15 protein-coding genes are annotated in these 18,648 nt (G+C 50.8%); 4 read left to right on the top strand and 11 right to left on the bottom strand.

Annotated elements, in window-relative coordinates:
- Positions 1-92: 92 nt before the first annotated feature.
- Genes JSQ80_RS04625 through JSQ80_RS04605 form a run of 5 tightly spaced genes read right to left on the bottom strand, consistent with a single transcriptional unit; the run spans position 93 to position 5,058 of the window.
- Positions 93-962 (bottom strand): hypothetical protein, encoded by an 870-nt coding sequence (locus tag JSQ80_RS04625; protein WP_206094521.1) that lies wholly within the window; start codon positions 960-962, stop codon positions 93-95.
- Positions 963-979: 17 nt separating this feature from the next.
- Positions 980-2,020 carry a glycosyltransferase family 4 protein gene (locus JSQ80_RS04620; protein WP_206094520.1) on the bottom strand — a complete coding sequence of 347 codons (1,041 nt, stop codon included), beginning with the start codon at positions 2,018-2,020 and terminating at the stop codon, positions 980-982.
- Positions 2,017-2,775 carry a glycosyltransferase family 2 protein gene (locus JSQ80_RS04615; RefSeq protein ID WP_206094519.1) on the bottom strand — a complete coding sequence of 253 codons (759 nt, stop codon included), beginning with the start codon at positions 2,773-2,775 and terminating at the stop codon, positions 2,017-2,019. Before JSQ80_RS04615 ends, JSQ80_RS04620 begins: the two co-directional genes overlap by 4 nt.
- A 44-nt stretch (positions 2,776-2,819) precedes the next feature.
- Positions 2,820-3,932 (bottom strand): glycosyltransferase, encoded by a 1,113-nt coding sequence (locus JSQ80_RS04610; protein ID WP_206094518.1) that lies wholly within the window; start codon positions 3,930-3,932, stop codon positions 2,820-2,822.
- Between the two features lie 31 nt (positions 3,933-3,963).
- Positions 3,964-5,058 carry a mannose-1-phosphate guanylyltransferase gene (locus JSQ80_RS04605; protein WP_206094517.1) on the bottom strand — a complete coding sequence of 365 codons (1,095 nt, stop codon included), beginning with the start codon at positions 5,056-5,058 and terminating at the stop codon, positions 3,964-3,966.
- A gap of 261 nt (positions 5,059-5,319) precedes the next feature.
- Between JSQ80_RS04605 and mnmH the strand changes: the two genes are divergently transcribed.
- On the top strand, positions 5,320-6,345 hold the full coding sequence (gene mnmH, locus JSQ80_RS04600; RefSeq protein ID WP_206094516.1) for a tRNA 2-selenouridine(34) synthase MnmH: 1,026 nt from the start codon (positions 5,320-5,322) through the stop codon (positions 6,343-6,345).
- Positions 6,346-6,467: 122 nt separating this feature from the next.
- On the opposite strand, the gene JSQ80_RS04595 is transcribed toward mnmH, so the two are convergent.
- Complete coding sequence (locus JSQ80_RS04595; RefSeq protein WP_087433352.1) at positions 6,468-7,577, bottom strand: glycosyltransferase; 1,110 nt, start codon at positions 7,575-7,577, stop codon at positions 6,468-6,470.
- Between the two features lie 197 nt (positions 7,578-7,774).
- Here JSQ80_RS04595 and JSQ80_RS04590 point away from each other — a divergent pair, with 197 nt between their 5' ends.
- The gene (locus tag JSQ80_RS04590; RefSeq protein WP_206094515.1) at positions 7,775-8,941 is read left to right on the top strand and encodes a glycosyltransferase; all 1,167 of its coding nucleotides are present in this window, start codon (positions 7,775-7,777) and stop codon (positions 8,939-8,941) included.
- Positions 8,942-8,957: 16 nt separating this feature from the next.
- Here JSQ80_RS04590 and JSQ80_RS04585 read toward each other — a convergent pair whose 3' ends face one another.
- The 4 genes from JSQ80_RS04585 to JSQ80_RS04570 form a co-directional block, all read right to left on the bottom strand.
- Positions 8,958-10,664, bottom strand: coding sequence for a DUF4214 domain-containing protein (locus JSQ80_RS04585; protein ID WP_206094514.1), 1,707 nt, complete (start codon positions 10,662-10,664; stop codon positions 8,958-8,960).
- 32 nt (positions 10,665-10,696) lie between these two features.
- Complete coding sequence (locus JSQ80_RS04580; RefSeq protein ID WP_206094513.1) at positions 10,697-11,803, bottom strand: DegT/DnrJ/EryC1/StrS family aminotransferase; 1,107 nt, start codon at positions 11,801-11,803, stop codon at positions 10,697-10,699.
- A 32-nt stretch (positions 11,804-11,835) separates the two neighbouring features.
- Positions 11,836-12,483 carry a NeuD/PglB/VioB family sugar acetyltransferase gene (locus JSQ80_RS04575; RefSeq protein ID WP_206094512.1) on the bottom strand — a complete coding sequence of 216 codons (648 nt, stop codon included), beginning with the start codon at positions 12,481-12,483 and terminating at the stop codon, positions 11,836-11,838.
- Between the two features lie 687 nt (positions 12,484-13,170).
- Positions 13,171-14,259, bottom strand: coding sequence for a glycosyltransferase family 61 protein (locus JSQ80_RS04570; protein ID WP_206094511.1), 1,089 nt, complete (start codon positions 14,257-14,259; stop codon positions 13,171-13,173).
- A gap of 283 nt (positions 14,260-14,542) precedes the next feature.
- Between JSQ80_RS04570 and JSQ80_RS04565 the strand changes: the two genes are divergently transcribed.
- Both JSQ80_RS04565 and leuB read left to right on the top strand, forming a co-directional pair.
- A complete protein-coding gene (locus JSQ80_RS04565) occupies positions 14,543-15,175 on the top strand; it encodes a CmcI family methyltransferase (RefSeq protein ID WP_206094510.1) in 633 nt (210 codons plus the stop codon).
- 113 nt (positions 15,176-15,288) lie between these two features.
- Positions 15,289-16,365: a 3-isopropylmalate dehydrogenase gene (gene leuB / locus JSQ80_RS04560; protein ID WP_206094509.1), complete on the top strand. Its 1,077-nt coding sequence runs from the start codon at positions 15,289-15,291 to the stop codon at positions 16,363-16,365.
- A 230-nt stretch (positions 16,366-16,595) separates the two neighbouring features.
- Here the strand turns inward: leuB and JSQ80_RS04555 are convergent, their stop codons facing one another.
- Positions 16,596-18,317: an alkaline phosphatase gene (locus tag JSQ80_RS04555; protein WP_206094508.1), complete on the bottom strand. Its 1,722-nt coding sequence runs from the start codon at positions 18,315-18,317 to the stop codon at positions 16,596-16,598.
- Between the last annotated feature and the right edge of the window lie 331 nt (positions 18,318-18,648).

The raw sequence follows: 18,648 nt of genomic DNA, 5'->3' as shown, positions 1-18,648 counted from the left end.
TCTGTGGGGAAAGGGTGTTTTTCTAGCGACAAACATGACGTCGTCTGCCATGAAGCGGATGATTTGGCAGCACGAGGTCAACCATAGACGCTCTATGGCATGCCGTCTCCTGAAATAGCGGCTGTCGCATAATCCGACATTACCCAAGTCTGTGCGCCATAGTGGAAATAGAACGTTTCATTTCTCCCGGATGGCAAATACGGTGTGTGAAAATGGGACATATAGATTTTGGCGCCTCCTTGGAAATGCAAACTGTTTATGCGCAGAAACCGGTGTTCCGCGAGTAGATTGCCGTATAAGGCGCCGCCGCACCAATATATCTTTTTGAAGCCGCCCTGCATTTCAAACCCGCTGCAATGGTGGAGATTGTAGTCGTATAAACCGTCTTGATGGAAGCCGTACGTTCTCGTGTTCCCCAGCACATGGCTGTAAAACAGATCGAAGGCGATCATGTCGGAAACGGCGGGATGGCCAAGCTGCCGTGTATGGTGGCGCAAATGAGAAAAGCTGGCAGGATCGGCGAACGCGCCCATCATCATTTCGCACAATTGCTTCAGCGGATCGATATGAACATAGGTCGTCCAGCACAGCTCGAACGGATGGCGGCGAAGATGGCTGTTCCGCATATCCGCATACAGCATCACATCGGAATCCAAATAATAACCTTCTGTAATTCCGTGCCTGCACATATAATCCCGCAGCACAAACCAACGTTGAAAACAAAATAGGTTATACTCGCGGGTGTTCGGACTGTCGTGCTTGTATACGTTCGAAAAAAGGGCGGCGCCGGCAAAATAATCGCCGAGGAACGCATGGCGGACATGCGGTCCGCCATGGCCCCGGTTCGCCGGCTTGCCGATAAGAATAACCTCCGCATGCGGATTGCTGCATTTCGCTTGCTGCAGGCTGATTGATAGATAGGGCTCATTACCCCGATGCATGAAGAAAATGGGAGCAGACATGGCGGGCGCCTCCATTCTCAGTGCTGCAGCTGCGGAATCAGCGAATGAAACACGTTCGTCAAGTTGTTCATGACGCGCGGCCAATTGTATTGCTGCGCCGTGGCCATCCCATTCGCTGCAATGAAGGCAGAAAATTGCGGATCGGTCAGTATGCGCTGAATTCCTTGCGCCACTCCAGCGGCATCCCCTTTTTCCGTCAGTATGCAATTCCATCCATTCTGGCAAAATTCTTCATTGCCCTCCGCCTTGGTCGTCACGACCGGAGCGCCGCACGCCATCGCTTCGAGAATCGGCAGTCCGAAGCCTTCATGATACGATGTTTGTACGAATACGCCGCAGTTGGCGTACAGATACGATACATGCTGATCATCCGGATGGGAAAAATGGATTTGCGGGATCCCTTCGATATAGGGCGGTTCTACGCCGAAGGTGACCAGGGATGCTTGCGGCAGCTTGGCGCATGCGTCCTTGACGGCGTGGACGGTGATGTCGAAGCCTTTCAAATGCTGGCTGCGCCGGCTGCAGGCGAGAATGCGGAATGGATCGTAATCGTGCGTGCGGTTCGGCTTATACAAGTCGAAGTCGACCGCTATGGAGATATTGCTGGCATGCTTTTGGAACCGTTCAAGCAGCTGTCTGGTCGTCCAGTCGGCGATGGTCATCATGTGCACCGGCACCCGGTACGTATTGCGCACCCGCTCCTGCATGTCATGCCAGTTCGGATAGTAGCTTTCCTCTATATCTTGTACAAGGTACAATGGCACTCCGCTGCCGCCGCGTCTGCGGTCGCAGCTGTGCCAGACGACGGCGAGCGTTTTCCACCAGGTGGCGATTTTAATGCAATTCATTCGTCTTAATGTGCGCAGCATGACCGGATAGCTCGGAAACCGGTGAACGGCGATCTTGAGCGGAAACCAGACAGGCTGCTTATCGAGCGCGAACAAATGAACCTTTACGCCCATATCGTGCAGGCGGTTTACCTGCTCCAACACATTTCGGATGCCGCCGGACAATCCGGTCAGCTCCAGCACGTACACGACCTCCAACGGTGCAGTCATCTGAAGGTGCTCCCTCCCCATTTCATCCAAAATTTTTTTCGGGCCTCCATCTCTTTTTGCCGCCAATACCTATTCTTGTTATGTTTATTCGTGCCTCTGGTATAGCCTTCAAGATGAAGGGCGCAGGCCGTTCCGCAGTAAATGACGCGAACGCCGTGCTGCTTGGCGCGGTAACAGAAATCGACGTCTTCGAAGGCAATGAAAAACTCTTCCGAGAACAAGCCAATCTGGTCAAAGAGCTGTCTGCGCACGAGCATCAGCGCGCCGGTAACGGCATTCATGTCTTCGACCGCCAAGGCTGGCGGGAAGTCGGCCGCTTGACCCCGAAAGCGGTGATCGAAATGGCCTTTATGGGCCGGGACCACACCGCCATGTTGAATCGTCAGGTTCGGGTATAATAGACGGGCGCCCACAATGCCAATGTCTGCGGAGCCATGCATGGTAAGCAGCATATGCTGCAGCCACCCCGGTTCATGGAAGACGACATCGTTGTTGACGAGCAGCACGAATTGCCCCTGCGAATGTTGAATGCCGAGGTTGACCGAACGGCTGAAGCCTTCATTGCTTGGCTTGGCGATTATGTGCACATTGAGGGGAGCGGCCCAATCCGCCAGCTCCCGCTGAATGTGGGGCGGACTCCCGTCATCGACCACAATAAGTTCGTATGGCAGATCATGCACGCTGTTGATGAAGCTGTGTATGCATTGTTTCACCAGTTCGGTATGATGGATGGTAGGTACAATGACGCTGATCATGGCGCTGTAATCTCTCCTTTTCGTGCAGGTTCGAACAACCCCTTTTACCTGGCGGATATTTCCTGCAGGCGCTGCTGCATGCGGGCAGCGCTCGCTTCCCACGTGAATTGCCCGCTTACCGTCTGCCGGCCGAGCTCCGCCTTGGCTGCGGCTTCTTCACGGTGAACGTAGACGTGGCGCATCAATTGCCGCAAATGATGCTTATCCGGAACGGCCCACAGCAGCCGGGAGTTCGTCTGATGAGACGGGACGAACCTTTGCACGGCAATGAGATAGCCGTTCATATCGTTCACGAAGTCCAGATGGGCAGACCAGCGTGTCGTAATGACGGGCAAGCCCGACGCCATCGCTTCCATGACCGTCATGCTCCAGCCCTCGCCGCGGGTGGCGAGGACGTAGCTGTCCGCGCTGTTATACAGCATGGCCAGTTCCTCTTCCGTCCAGCTATGGATGGCTGACAGCAAGATGACGGATGATCTCGTCCGCCCCGGTGTCTGGGAGGCGATGGCATCTATATACGCCTGCTGCCTTCCAATCTCCGGTTCCGAGGAGGCGCGCGTCTTGATGATAAGGCAGACGTCCTCCGATTCGGAAAATTCTTCGAAGAAGGCGGACAGCAAAATATCGATTCCTTTGCGGTCATCGAACGAGCAGACCGACAAGAAGGCATAGCCCCGCCTGCCGGGAACGGGAAGGGGCGGCCGGGCGGGAGAATACATGAGCGGATCGATGCCGTATGGCATGACCCGGATTTTATGCGCCGGGACGCCGGATTGGATGAAGGTATCCCGGTTGAAGGTGGACGGCACCCAGATCTCATCCATGCTGCAGCATCGGCGAACCCAAGTGAAAGGGAGACGGTTGCATTCGAACATCGTCATGCCGATCGTGAACCGCTGCGCATCTTTGACGAAATGGATCGCCGGGTAGTGGACCAGAACCGTATGATGCTGCGGCAGGGGAGTGTGCATAAGCGCGTGCAATCCGGCCTCGACGGAAGGGGATAGCGGCACTTTGACGACTTCGGGATGAATGGGGGAAAATTGGGAATGCACGCCTCTTTTCATAAGTTCCAATAAAATATGCCGGTTTGCTTTCGCGTAACCTGTCGGCTCGAATACGGTCCCGATGTTGCGGATATACATCTCGCCGCTCACTGTGCTTCCTCCCCTCAAGACGGACAACAGTCTATAAAAATGTGCGGTAACCTTGCTGGCTCAGCCGTTCCACAACCTTCTTAATATCTTGGGTCCGTTCTTTATGACAGATAAGCAGGACATCATCGGTTGCGACGATGACCATATCTTCGACCCCTACCGTTGAAATCAGTTGATTCGATGTCCCATATATGATGCAGCGGTTCGTATCCAGTCCTTGATGGATCCCGTATATCACGTTATGCTGCTCATCCGGCTGCTCCGTTCGTTCCAGCGCATTCCAATTGCCCAGATCGTCCCACCCGTAATGTACGGGAATCATGTAGATCGATTCGCATTTCTCGATGACGCCGTAATCGATGGATTGCTTGTTGAGTCTGCCGTATAGCAGCGCAAGCGTCTCTGAGCCGCCGGCCGGGTTGCGCATGATAGGTTTCATTTCCATTAATATATCGTGCAGATCGGGCAGATGCAGCTTGAGCAAATGCATGATTGTGGATGCTTTCCAGATGAAAGTGCCTGTGTTCCAATAGTGGCATCCGTCAGAAAATATTTTTTGCGCGACGGACAGATGAGGCTTCTCAATAAACTTTTCTACGGCCGTTATTGGTTCCGCCCATTGCTCTCTTTGCTCGCCGGCACATTTCTCCGCCGCGTCGCAGTGATCGGTACGAATGCGGATATATCCATAGCCGGTCTCCGGACGGGTCGGCCGAACGCCCAGCGTGACGACGCACGGCTCCTGCTCCGCTCGCCGGACTGCGGATCGCAGGCCTTCATGGAATGCATCCGGGTCCGATATATAATGATCGGAAGGCAAGGTGATAAGCACCGGATCCTCATCGGCCATAAGCATATGCAGCGCGGATAAACCGATGCAGGCGGCCGTATCCCTGGCCATTGGTTCAATGATAATGTTTTGAGGCGGGAAGCCGGGGAGCTGTTCCCGGATGAGCGGAACGTATTCTTCCAGTGAAACGATGTAAATATGTTCAAGCGGTAAGTAGCGCAGCATGCGCCGCAGAGTATCGGCAATCATGGATTGCTGGTGAAGAATCGGCAAAAATTGCTTTGGACAATGCGAACGGCTAAACGGCCAAAACCGGGTCCCTTTTCCCCCAGCCAAAATAACAGCCTTGACTGTTGTAATGAGAAACACCTCCTGAAAAACAGACGATGATGACAGAAGAGAATTATTACTACATATGAACAAAGAGGAAAAAAGGGCACGGCGCTTGACGGAGTGTGGGCGCAATGGGCGGTGATTCATTCGTTTGGAAGGCGCGTTTTTTGTCCATGATAGAAGGCAGAGTAGATTTATGGCCGGGTTTGCTATAGTCTTAAAAATAGAGATGCGTAACGAGAGAGACAACAAGAGGTGAGGGGCATGCAAGATATTGCATTGGAGCAATGTTTGTCATTGCGCGATAAAAAGGCGACGCTGGTCGACGTGCGATCGCCGGGGGAATTCAAGGAGTTTACGATTCCGGGGAGCATCAACATTCCGCTGTTCTCCGATGAGGAGCGGGCGGAAATCGGCACGATTTATAAGCAGGTTAGCGTCGAAGCGGCGAAAGAACGCGGGCTTCAAATCGCATCGGCCAAGCTCCCCGCATTGTATAAACAATTTAAGCAATTGGATGGTCCGGTTGTCATCTATTGCTGGCGTGGCGGCATGCGCAGCCGCACGATGGCTACGGTCATGTCGTTGATGGGCTTGAAGCCGTATCGGCTGTCCGGGGGCATCCGCTCTTACCGGCGCTGGGTGCAGGAGACGCTGGAGCAGCATGAATTGACCGTGCCCTGCATCGTGCTGTCGGGGCATACGGGAACGGGGAAGACGGACATGCTGCGGCGATTGCATTCCGAAGGCTATCCCGTATTGGACTTGGAAGGGCTGGCTGGTCATCGGGGATCGGTGTTCGGACATATCGGACAGGCACCGAACAATCAGAAGATGTTCGACGCGCTGCTGCTGGACAGACTGATTCAGCTGCAGTCGGACAACGCCGCCTATGTGCTCTTGGAGGCGGAAAGCCGCAGGCTCGGCAAGATTGTGCTGCCGGAGTTCCTCATGCGCGCCAAGCAGCGCGGAACCGTGTTAGATGTGCATTTGCCGGTGCAGGAACGGGTACGCAACATTGTGGCCGCCTATGAGCCATCCAAGCATCCGGAAGCGATTCGTGAAGCGTTTGCCCGCATCCAGCGCCGGATGCACACGCCTGGAGCGCACGCCGTTGCCGACGCGCTGCGATTGGAGAATTACGGAGAAGCGGCTGCGCTCATGCTTGAGCATTACTATGATTCCCGCTATGACCATGCTTCCGAGCAGTATGACGGATCGATCCACGCCATTGAGGCGGCAAATGTGGGCGAAGCCTTGCAGCTCATTAAGCGGCAGCTTCCTGTATAGATTCTGACAAAGATTCCCATTTTAGGTTTTAGCTTTAAAAAGGGAGAACTTGGGGTAGTTGAAACAGGTAACGAAGAAAGAGGTAAGGGCGGCTTCCTTATCTCTTTTTTTGCAGTGGAATATCAGGTGAAGGAGAAGCCGGTCATGTTCGTAAGCGCGTGGATAAGATCTTGCGCCGCCTTATCCGGAGAGAAGTGCGTCAAAGTATGCTGCATGACGATTTGCCCTTTCACGGACGCTTCCGCATAATGGGTCATGACATGACGCATCGTGCTTCGCAGCGAGTCGATCGATGCTTCCGCCCAGAGCTGATCGCTTTGGTACCCGTAATAATAGGGCTGCGGCTTCACGGGCACGAGCTGATACGGAATTAAGTAGCTGTTATGCTCATTCAAAAAATCGGCATGGCCTCCCCATCCCGTCACAATAACCGGAATTCCCCTCATGGCTGCTTCCAGCACCGGATAGCCGACGCCTTCCCCCCGACTCGGCAGCACAAACGCATGACTGCTGCGGTACAGGGCATCCATTTCCATTTCGCTCCTCAGCTCCAAATCAATGTATACCGGCGCGGGCATGTGCGTTAGCATCTGCTCCTGCTTTAATTTTTCCACTTGTTGGAAAATATCCCCGGTTCCCGCCGATTTAATAATCAAGCATACCGGATCGGCAGCCGTAAATTCGTTCCAGAACGCTTTCAACAGCAGGTCGATTCCTTTGCGGTCAATCCAGGAACAGACCGATAAAAACCGGAATGGAGGCAAATGGTGCACATATGGCGGCGTAGACTCGGGAGAGGGCGAATGATATGGCTCGGACAGGCACGGACGGACATAAAATAACGGCACGGTGACGCCGGAACGGTGAAAGACATCGATATTGTGAAGACTGGGCAGCAGCACGGCATTCATTTGGTTCGCTTGCTTGACCCAGGTGTCCGGAATTTTGGATGTTTCCCAGTACGTGAAGCCGAACGAGGGCCGCAGCTTTTTTCTCCAGAAGTCCGGGATATAATGAAAGACGCTTACACGCTGAACCGCTCTGCTCCGCTTGACCCGCAATTGTTCCAGCACCGTTTTTTGGTTAAGGGGGAGCTCGACAGGAGGGAGTCCGGAATAGGCCTCCAGCTTGACGTCCGCACCCCGCGCATGCAAGGCAAGCACGTATTGTCTTGCTGCTTTGGCGTACCCTGTGGAGTCGAATACATTTCCATGCCATATGATCTGCGCCATCTTCATATCCTCCTTTTTTCCCATCTATATTCATCTTATTGGCGTGAAATATCTTTGCTTTCCGGACATCGCGATGAATCATCCATGAGCGCGTCGCATATTCATTAAGGAATTGCCGAATCACCCGCTTGTAAATGCTTCAAGTGCGTGTTCAAAAGGGGGCTTTTTGAACAACCTCTTCAAAGGGGAGTTGCAAAATGAGAATTATGATTTGGTGTGCCAATTTGATTTCCGCAGGCGGCGGAGCGAGACTATTGTCTAATCTATTGCCTGCGATGGCACGGCAGGAAGATATTGATCTGGTGAGATTAGTCATATCCTCAGAAACAAGCTTTAAAGAAAGAATCGATATTACGGGATACCCGAATATCGATATCGTTTATTTTAGCGGATCCATTCAATCGTCTGAAGGAAATGCGCTGCTTTCCGATTGTCATGTCGTATACTTTTTCTGGCCGCATGGTCCTGAATATGTCAAGGTGCACATTCCGGCGATATGCACGTTCCATGATACAACGGTGATGGACTTTGTCCCTCATTATTTGACGGGTGCCGTCGTTCAACAGTGTTGGAAAGAATCCAAATGCTGGATAGAAAATATGACGTCCGTCGCCGTCTCTTCCCATCACGTAAAATCAAGATTAATCGAGCACTTCGGGCCGCAATGCAATGAAGTCCATGTTATCGAGCATGCCATTCTTCCGTCCGCAAACTTGACAAATACGAGGGTAACCGAAGAATTGGCATTACGTCTCCCGCAGAAGTACGTGGTGTACCCAAGCAATGTGTCACCGCATAAAAATCACTATAATTTGCTGCTGGCCTATTCAAGATTTACTGAAAGCAACGAAGTTCCGCTCGTTTTGTTCGGCTACAACACGGAGCTGTTGCGCAGCGTTCCGCCTCACTGGCCTGATCATTTGTATGTTCCCGCACTTATATCATTAATGAAACGGGTCGGGCTGCATCTTGACAAAGATGTGTATCCGATGGGATTCATTAAGGATGTGGACGTCATCCCGGTCGTGAGGAATGCTCAAGCCCTAATCATGCCGAGCATGTCGGAAGGCGGCGGAAGCTATCCGGTCGAAGAAGCGTTGAGATTGGGCGTCCCGGTGCTCTGTTCCGATATCCCCGTCATGCGGGAGCATCTGGCAAGGCACAGCGCCGACATCGTCTGGTTCGACCCGGAGTCGCCGGATTCGATCGCGCAAGCGTTGAAGCGTCTATTTGACAACTATGCGCATTATAAGGCCTCTGCCGTACAAGGCATGAACGATGCGTCGGAAACGTGGGATGATGTCGCAAAAAAATATATTCATATATTCCGGCTAGCTTACATGAAGCATTACAGCATGCTGTGAGCCGTTCAAGCAGCCATTAGTTCGTGCTGGCGACGTGCTGTAGTAAAGCGTAATATTCATTGGCGACATCTGTCCATCTGCGCTGCATCGCTCCGCTAATCGCGGCTTGTTGCCGGGCTAGCAGAGTGTGGCGGTACGTCCATAATCCGCGAATGGCCGCTTCCATTTCTTCGATGGAGTAGGGGTTGAATGGCAGGAATGCGCTCATATCTGTAATGATCTCGTTCGTCACCTCGATATTGGCTGCCGCGACAGGCGTGCCCATCGTCAATGATTCCAGAATGGGGAACGGGCAGCTGCCTTCGAACAGAGTCGGAACGATGGTTCCCAGCGCGTATTTGTAGAGCGAGGGCAGATCGGATTTCGGAATTCGGCCTATAAACATGATGCTGCTCCGAATATCTTCATCTGCAACATGCTGTAATATTTGCATGACTTCCGCCTGCTTTGGATTGTTCGTCAGCTGATCAGTGAATACGAGACGCAATCGAGAATGGTAACCGTCGAATGATTGTCTAAATTTGATAAATGCGGCAATTAGCCGTTCGAAATTTTTATGCAGGCGCAAAACGGTCGGGAACACAAGGTACTCATACAATAACTGGTATTTCAAACGGAATTGGGTTTCATCAATAAAAGTAAAAGATTGATATTCGTCGTTCGGAGGGGCCAATCGGATAACATGTGTTTTCTCCGCAGGCATTCCGGCGACAACGATGGCATGGTGGTACCGGACATAATTGGAATTGGATACGATGGCTACGGCTTTCTTCAAGACCAGATAACCATTGCGGTCAACCCGATAGCAAAATTCAGGATACATTGTAAAATACAAGTCCTTGAATTGATGATGAACCAAATCATGCAAACATACGATATAAGGTTTCTTTAAAAACATCGCCAATTCAAGTGAAACGATAGGCACAATCCAAACTTCCGCCGGGACATTCGTATTGAACGTTTCGATATTGTTCGATCTAGTGATATGAACCCGTCCAGGGAATTGGAATTTTAATGAAGCGAATGAATGTTCAGCATCCGCATAGTTGTAATCTGTGGCGGCTATATGGATGTGGACATCCGGTCTTTTACTTAAAAAGCCCTCAATTAACCGGTAAAGAAAGCGCCCGATTCCCTCGCCGTCCAAGGCGAGAGGGTGAGGATAAGCCAAAAAGATGCCGATATGGTTCACAATCCGATGTCCCCATGGAGGAGCTGCAATCCCCGTTCCGACCGTCCGACAGTCGTTTATGAAAGGGATTTGGGGCATGGAAAGGAATTTTTGGCATTCCGCCGATATGAAAAATGCGTGAAGCAGATTTTTCTTTTGCATGCCCCCCAATAAACTGTGCAGGTGGCCTTGCATTCCTTGCGTATCCGGATTGCGGCATAACAATTCATTGTATAACGAATGAACGAAAAAAAACGGTTCAGAAGGATAAAAGCGGCGCAAGATGCTTGCGGCCGTCTCATTCTCATCATGGAGATGGATAAATCCGGAAGGCGGCTGATGATATAACCGTTCCGCCTCCTCGCTGCACATGACATGGACTATCAGCGTCTGCTTGGTCTGGTGCATAGCCAGCAGTCTCATATAATGCTGATACTCCATCGCACTCGGCTCCCGGTGGAGGAATTGCCGATACAGCTCTCTAATGAAGTCCAACCCTTCCAGCTTCAATATGGCATGTATGAAATGTATGACCCGGTGTTGCAATGCCAATGACGTCTCCCCCTCAAACCGTTGTAACGAGGTTACAACACATTTCTTAGCGTCCGGCAAATAAACCGGATATCGTCTTCCGTCAACTCACCATGACTCGGAAGATTGATGCCTTGGGACGCAATGCGGTTAGCTACCGGAAATTCCGTAGACGTCTGCCCGTGTGCATACGGAGGAAGGATATGCATCGGATAGAAGAACGGTCTTGTCTCGATCCCATAGTCTTTTAAATACTTCATGATCGAATCCCGCTGCATTTCCGAACATCGGTTGAGCACGACGCTGAACATCCAGTATACATTTTTGGCCCATATTTTCTGAACCGGAAGCGTCAGTCTGTCTTCACCTTGGAGATAGTCATAATAGTGCATGGCAACGCGGATACGCTGCTGGATGTGCCAGTCGGCATTTTCAAGCTGGGCGCATCCAATCGCCGCTTGAATGTTGGTCATCCGATAATTGTATCCGATAACGGGATGCCAATATTTCTTGTTTTGGTCGATTCCTTGCCCCTTCAGCAGTTTGACTTTTTCGGCGAGAGCGTCGTCATTGGTCGTTACGACGCCCCCTTCGCCGGTCGTAATGATTTTATTTCCGAACAGACTGAACGTGGCGGTGTGCCCCAACGACCCCGTCATTTTTTCTTTATATTGGGCGCCAATGGCCTCGGCAGCGTCTTCGATGACGAACAAGTCGTGCTTTTGCGCGATATGCATGATGGGATCCATATGTGCAGGATGTCCGTACAGATGAACGGCAATGATTCCTTTCGTGCGGGGCGTAATCTTGCTTTCAATGGCGTCGGTGTCTATATTCCATGTTTCTGCCTCCGCGTCGACGAACACGGGGACCGCTCCGCAGTATGATACGGCATTTGCCGTTGCAACGAATGTAAGTGTCGGAACGATCACTTCATCCCCCGGTCCGACCCCGTGAGCCATCAGCGCCAAGTGCAGGGCTGTCGTGCCGTTGCTGCAGGCAATTGCGTGCTTCGTCTGACAGAAAGCGGCGAATTGCTGCTCGAATTGATCCAAATACGGGCCGTTGGAAGAGATCCACGTCGAATTCAAACAGTCCATGACATATTTCTTTTCGTTCCCATTCAAAATGGGAGTTGCAATGGAATAATATTTGTTCATGTATTTTTCCCTCCAACGTTCGTATCTGCGCATTAGAACGGTTCATGACGTTGCTTAATGACGCGGGCCGGCACGCCCACAGCAAGGCATCGATCCGGAATGTTGCGGATGACGACGGAACCTGCGCCGAGTACCGACCAGGCGCCAATGGTTATGCCGTCGATGACTTTCGTTCCCGTGCCCAAGAAAGCCCCGTTTTTAACGCGCACATTCCCGGAAAGACTGCTACCCGGCGCCACATGACACGATTCTCCGATGACGGATTCATGATCGACCGTCGCTCCCGTGTTGATAACGGCATTATCATGAATGTGCGCTTCCGCATTCAACACGGCGCGGGGCATGACGGCAATCCCCGAGCCTAACTGGGCTGACGGAGACACATACGCAAATGGGCTGATGGCATTAATCAATGTAAATCCGATGTCTTTGGCATGACGTGTCATCTTGCGCCGGATCCGGTTGTCGCCGATCGCCACGAATGCGTGGCGGACGCCATGATCATATAGATACGGCAAGATAGAGTCATCGCCTAATACAGGCACGTTCAAGACTGTGCCCATTCCCGTGGCGGCCGTGCACCCCACTATCTCTATCATGGGATTGGAGCCCAGCATATCAATGATAACTTTGGAATGTCCGCCTGCGCCAATGATAACCGTCTTTTGTCTGCTGGACACGAATCATTCCCTCCTGACAATCTCATGTCGTATTGTAGGTTATGATTGAAGCAATGGGACGATGTAGGCAGAAGAAATGGTTATCGTAAAATGGGTGAAAATAGATGGCAATAAAGTAATCGAAAAGATGGGGTCCAGATAGCGTCAAGCGTACAAATACAAAGTAGCAGGCAAATGATAATAGCAGAGCAATAGCTCCGAGTTATAGGATATAGAGTTCCTATTAAAAGAATGTGGGTGTGAACTATGGGGGAATTGTATTTTCGGCCGCGTACCGGCCTGAAGTTCTAGTTATCGGAATCGAAGCAAATGGGGCCCTTCCATTACTATATAACGGAGTCTGAATGACAAAAAAAGGAATAGTTATGAAAGACGGGCGCCTTCACTATTTGAGCGTGCCCGTCTTTACATTTTGAAGTAGATGCCGGCGCTTATCCCCTGCAAGGCTTATGTTGGCATCCATCATTTACTGGTGTCATGCTCGGGAACAGCTTATGAGGCATCAATTTGTACCCCAGGCATCGCGTATGGGATCTTCGTGTTTGCGCTGTGCTTGAATCACCTTCCAGATTTCCGAACGGCCTTTCTCTGGGTTCTCGGTATAACAAATATATTCATAACTTGGATCCGTGAAATCTGGATCTTTAAGGATATCTCTTTCTCCGAAAATCGGTGCTTCAGTCCGGTCTATATCCCGGCCAATTCAAGAACCTGCTGCAGCTTGTTGAGATCAACGGTAAAGTTGTCCAATCCTCCTATCGGTTTGGGCGGATATTCGATGTCACAGACGATTTCGTAATAGTCGAGCTGCGCATGGTTGCTTATTTTCCAAAAGTAATCATCTGCAATGGTATACGGCGTAAGCTCCACGATTTTGGTTCCGGGATTGCAAAAAGCGAGATTGATGTTGCCGCTGCCGAATGGCGCGACGATTGCTTGGGCGGATGAATAAATGGCTATTTTTTCTTGGGTACTCAACGGAGTGAGCACGATGCGGGTGAAGCCCTTAGCGCGCAGCAAATTCATGACTTCGTCTTCATTCAGGACATAGCGCGCATGCGCATCTTGCCGGGTTACATATATTCGTTCATAACCGCTCACAGGTTGAACCGGATGGGTATCCTTCAAACGATGCCGGATAAAGTGATAGGCCCATCTAGGGCTCTTGCCCAATATCCAAGGCACTGCGGGGACGACCAACTTGTCAGCCATCAGATGGAAATCATTTTTGTCTACTTGTATCAATTTATCCATTGGAATACCGAGCATATTCAGCGACTCATATTGAAAAGGATGGGTCAGCTTGCCGATTAAGTATCTATCTATTGCGATCCCGCTATGTTCCAACAGATGAATGCGCGGCAAAATATCAAAAAACCAGTGGCCGAATATGGCTTGCGTGAAAACGACTTCGGGAATATTCCAACCCCATATGAGGGTAGCCACGGTCTCCGCCCGATACTCTGGAGGCGGCAATTCCTGAAAGCTGTAGGGATAGCTGTACTCGACATCGAGCAGCCGTTTATTGTCCGACGTGACGGAATAACAGTTCCCCGTAACGGCACGCCCATATGGAATGACGGCCACGAAGGCCTCGTCGAAGCTGCATAGCGTAGGCCAACGGGGAAGGTCCAAACCTTTGGGCGCTTGAAGCTGAAGCGTCTCTCTCGGATAAATCACCTTGTAAACGTCCTCCAAGCGGTAATTGTTGCTTAACGCGTAAGTTATAGCCCAGTCGATCGTTTTTGCATAGAACTGGTCGGGGATTGTATACATTTTTCTTCCCTCCGTTAATAGACTCGTTGCCTTACTTTACGGCGAGGGTTTAGTAGATTGAAATATTCTATGATTGATTCGGAGGCGGGGGGACGGCGTATAGGATACAGATATACACATTTCTCGAGCTGAGAGACCCCGGCTTTATATTGGCCTGTAAATGAGATTTGGGCTTAGATGATAGAGTGCAAGTTCATCTATTTCTTTCACGAAGCAATTATAATACTCATACACTGCTATAAAAGGATATGAAAATGCAATTGGCCGGAAAGGGGTAGAAACAATGAACGATTGCGTAAAATCTTTTCATCATCATTACTTTGATAGTGAAGTATGGCTGGACACATATTGGTTCGGGCACCGCGTTCTTAAATGTCCGCTAGACTTATTCAACTATCAAGAAATTCTGTTTAATATCAAGCCGGATGTCATAATCGAATGCGGAACGAATGCGGGCGGAAGCGCCTTGTTTTTAGCCCATATGTGTGATGTATTAGGCAAGGGCAAGGTGATTACGATCGATATCGTGGAAATGGAAAGACCCGAGCATGGCAGAATTACTTATTTAATAGGTGACACGACCTCTTCGGAGATGGTTGATAAAGTAAAGGAATATATATGTCCTGCCGATGTCGTATTGGTCATTCTCGATTCCGATCATACAGCGCCGCACGTTCTCAATGAAATGAGAATATATCATCATCTGGTCACGGTTGGAAGTTACATGATTGTAGAAGATACTATCATCGGGGGGAATCCGGTTGTTCCCCAATGGGCTCCCGGCCCCATGGGAGCCGTGCAACAATTTTTGACGGAGAATGACCAATTCATAGTGGATGAAAGCAGACATAAATTCCATCTTACATTTAATCCGAATGGGTATTTGCTAAAAGTAATTGATGGGCAGGCCGATTGAAAATAACTATACCCATAGTTTTTTCCTATAAAAATGATAGCTTTTATATCTTAGCCAACCTCTTTCATTTGTGTTACAACTGAAGTAACGACAATGAACGAGGAGTGACAGACATGCCAGACGTGAAGAAGATCGCCATTATCGCAGGTGACGGCATCGGGCCGGAAGTCGTCAGAGAAGCGGAAAAAGTATTAAAACGTACGGAGGAGCTGTTCGGGTATTCTTTCGAAACGAGCCACAGCCTATTCGGCGGTATTGCAATCGACGAGACAGGAACCCCGCTTCCGGAAGAAACGCTGGAGAAGTGCAAGCAAGCGGATGCCGTCCTGCTGGGAGCGGTAGGCGGTCCGAAATGGGACAGCAATCCGAAGGAGCTTCGCCCGGAGACCGGGCTGCTTGGCATTCGCAAAGCGCTCGGATTATTCTCCAATATCCGTCCGGCAGTCATCTTCGATTGCTTGAAGGATGCCTCTACATTGAAGCCGGAGGTGCTTGAGGGAACGGACCTAATCGTCGTGCGAGAGCTGACGGGCGGCATCTACTTCGGCGAGAAGTTCCGCCGCGACGGCGAACACGGGCAAGAAGCGGTCGACACGTGCGTATACAACGTGCAGGAAGTGGAGCGCATCGTGCGCCAAGCGTTCGAGATTGCGCAGAAGCGCCGCAAGAAGCTGGCTTCGGTCGACAAGGCGAACGTGCTCGAGACGTCCCGCCTCTGGCGCGAAACGGTGAACCGCATTGCGCCGGAATATCCGGACGTGGAGCTGGAGCACGTGCTGGTCGACAACTGTGCGATGCAGCTTCTGCGCCGTCCGTCGAGCTTCGATGTCATCGTGACGGAGAATATGTTCGGAGATATTTTGAGTGACGAAGCGGCGATGCTGACGGGCTCGATCGGCATGCTGTCCTCGGCTTCGCTGGGAGAAGGCAGCTTCGGGCTGTACGAGCCAGTGCACGGCTCCGCTCCGGATATCGCGGGCCAAGGCGTGGCGAATCCGATTGCGACGATCCTGTCCGTGGCGCTTATGTTCCGCCTGACATTCGGATACGAAGCGGCGGCGCAGTCGATTGAGACGGCGGTGAAGGAAGTGCTTGACGCGGGACACCGCACAGGGGATATCGCAACGGATAAATCGAAGGCGCTCGGCACGGAGCAAATGGGCGATCTGATCGTGGCCGCGATGAAATAAGGTTGGATGATAAAGGTCGGAGCGTTATGCTTCCGACCTTCCAATCGTATGCGTGAATATCCGAAATCGGTATTTGACCTTAAAGCACGGGCATTCGGCGCCCGGAGCGGAACTTATCTGGAACCAATCTTGTCAGATGACGGCACTTCGCCCTGTAGCCTTTTGCCGCTTGGACTAGAAGGGCAATCTGGTCGCCCTCTGATACGTGTCAATGTTCAATGTCAACATGCTTATTTCAGTGCGATACGTTCAGACAAGGAATCCCATTTCAGAGGCAGACCCGTTAATTTGCTGAATGCGTCGAGGTTTAAGTACAGCACGTTGTGGTCTAATTCTGCCGGCAAGGTGCTGGTCTGGCCGTTCATTGTTACCGTGTTATCGTCCTTTACTTTTAAGGTTACCTTTCCTTTTGTGAATGTTGTTTCCTTTGCAGCGCTGTTATCCGACACCTTGATGTGCAGAGCTTGTGCCAATTCCACTGCGGGGTACATGATGCTGCCTTCAGGGGTTACTTTAAATTTCGGGTACAAATGCTTGCTGCGCAGTTCAGCTGTAGCCCTCGCCAGATCCAATCCTGCAACTTCAGCCATGCTTTTGGCGATATCGGTATTGTCGACTTGCCCTTTGACAAGCTGGCTAATCGGACCGTAGGCCCATACGCCTACGTCAACGGCAGAATGTCCGTGTCCGGACCATCCGACTAAATAACGCTTCGCCATCACTTGGTTAAATGCACCTTCCTGCTTATAAGAGGATCCGTCGCCCTCCATAATGTATTGCGCTTCTTCCTCTGTCACGTCGGTAAAGCCGGTATATTTCTTGATGAGTTCCTTGACTTCATCTGTTGTGGTGGCTTTGGCAAGCTGTGGCCCAAGGAGCTCGGATGAAATCTTTTGTTTATCCCATGCATCCACGTTCAGCTCGTAAATGTTATCGCGTGAGAGCGAGAATCCGCCTGTTTCATGGTCCGCTGTTATCACCACAGATGTATTGCCGTCCTTTTTTGCGAAGGCCAGCGCTACTTTGACTGCTGCATCAAAGTCCAACGTTTCTTGGATCATAGATCCTAAATCGTTCGCATGGCCGGCATGATCAATCCGTCCGCCCTCGATCATCATCGTGAAGCCTTTTGGATTGGCAGCCAATGATTCAATTGCTTTAGAGGTCATGTCAGCCAAGCTAGGTGTCTCCGCTTTGCGATCAAGCACGTAGTCTATGTGGGAATCATGGAACAGGCCCAGAATTTTTTTGTTCTTTGCCGTTAATGATTTCAAGCCTTTTTTATCGTATACAACTTTATAACCTTTTTTCTCAAAGTCTGGAATAATGGTTTTGTCTTCACGTTTGCCTTTTTCTTTCTTGCTCACGAAGTGGCGCTTGCCGCCGCCAAGCAGAACATCCACATCGGATGTCAAGTATTGAGATGCAATCGCATTTTCATTATCACGGCTGCGGACATGCGCTGCGTATACTGCAGGTGTTGCATGCGTGATCCGGGCCGTTGTGACAAGCCCTGTTGATTTGCCGACTGACTTGGAAGCTTCGATGACCGAGGCAAACGGCTTGGAAACATCCTCGTTAGAAACGCTGACTGCCGCATTGTATGTTTTGTGTCCTGTGGCAAAGGCAGTACCTGCCGAAGCAGAATCTGTTACTTCGCCGGACACAATGGCATCGCCATCTTCACCTTTATCAGCGAAGGTGGTGGCTTGACCCACATATATGCTGTCCAGATTGAGGTGAGGTTGGTTCAGCTTGTTCTTGGAGTAGATTCGAGCTGCCGACACTTGTGCAGGTCCCATGCCGTCACCGATCAGGATGATGAGATTTTTTGAGACCGGCTGAGGTTTTGCGGTTTCTTTCGCCAGCGTCGTACCTGATTGCATCGCGCTAAGCGGAAGCACGAGAAGTGCCAGACCAATTACTAGCGATTTGCGTACATATTTGTTCAACAGTTACCCCTCCAACTGGTTATATATTTGCATCCTTTATTGTAGAGGGGGAATGTCACGTGATGGTTAAATGAATGTAAACGGAAATTCAAATGTATATGTAGTTTTTGTAATGGCTCCAGACACCGGATGCTCTAACAAATCGGTGGCTTTTTGTGCGTAAATGAGGCGGGAGATGCATTAATATTACAAAAGGGGAGGCAGCTTCTGATTGAAGGGGAGAACGAAGCCAAGAGGTGTTATAGGTGTTTACGCTATGCGCCGTTCTGCGAATTCACAAAAAATTAACGTTCCGCACAAAAATTTGCATCGGCTGCAAGCAGGAGAGGGA

This window comes from Paenibacillus apiarius, assembly GCF_017052585.1.
Taxonomy (GTDB): domain Bacteria; phylum Bacillota; class Bacilli; order Paenibacillales; family Paenibacillaceae; genus Paenibacillus_B; species Paenibacillus_B apiarius.
This window is presented reverse-complemented; position numbering and strand designations above follow the sequence as displayed.

Excerpts from the sequence above, each read along its gene's own strand:
- JSQ80_RS04625 (WP_206094521.1), bottom strand. The coding sequence starts at position 962 with ATGTCTGCTCCCATTTTCTTCATGCATCGGGGTAATGAGCCCTATCTA.
- JSQ80_RS04620 (WP_206094520.1), bottom strand. The coding sequence starts at position 2,020 with ATGACTGCACCGTTGGAGGTCGTGTACGTGCTGGAGCTGACCGGATTG.
- JSQ80_RS04615 (WP_206094519.1), bottom strand. The coding sequence starts at position 2,775 with ATGATCAGCGTCATTGTACCTACCATCCATCATACCGAACTGGTGAAA.
- mnmH (WP_206094516.1), top strand. The coding sequence starts at position 5,320 with ATGCAAGATATTGCATTGGAGCAATGTTTGTCATTGCGCGATAAAAAG.
- JSQ80_RS04595 (WP_087433352.1), bottom strand. The coding sequence starts at position 7,577 with ATGGCGCAGATCATATGGCATGGAAATGTATTCGACTCCACAGGGTAC.
- JSQ80_RS04590 (WP_206094515.1), top strand. The coding sequence starts at position 7,775 with ATGAGAATTATGATTTGGTGTGCCAATTTGATTTCCGCAGGCGGCGGA.
- JSQ80_RS04580 (WP_206094513.1), bottom strand. The coding sequence starts at position 11,803 with ATGAACAAATATTATTCCATTGCAACTCCCATTTTGAATGGGAACGAA.
- JSQ80_RS04570 (WP_206094511.1), bottom strand. The coding sequence starts at position 14,259 with ATGTATACAATCCCCGACCAGTTCTATGCAAAAACGATCGACTGGGCT.
- JSQ80_RS04565 (WP_206094510.1), top strand. The coding sequence starts at position 14,543 with ATGAACGATTGCGTAAAATCTTTTCATCATCATTACTTTGATAGTGAA.
- leuB (WP_206094509.1), top strand. The coding sequence starts at position 15,289 with ATGCCAGACGTGAAGAAGATCGCCATTATCGCAGGTGACGGCATCGGG.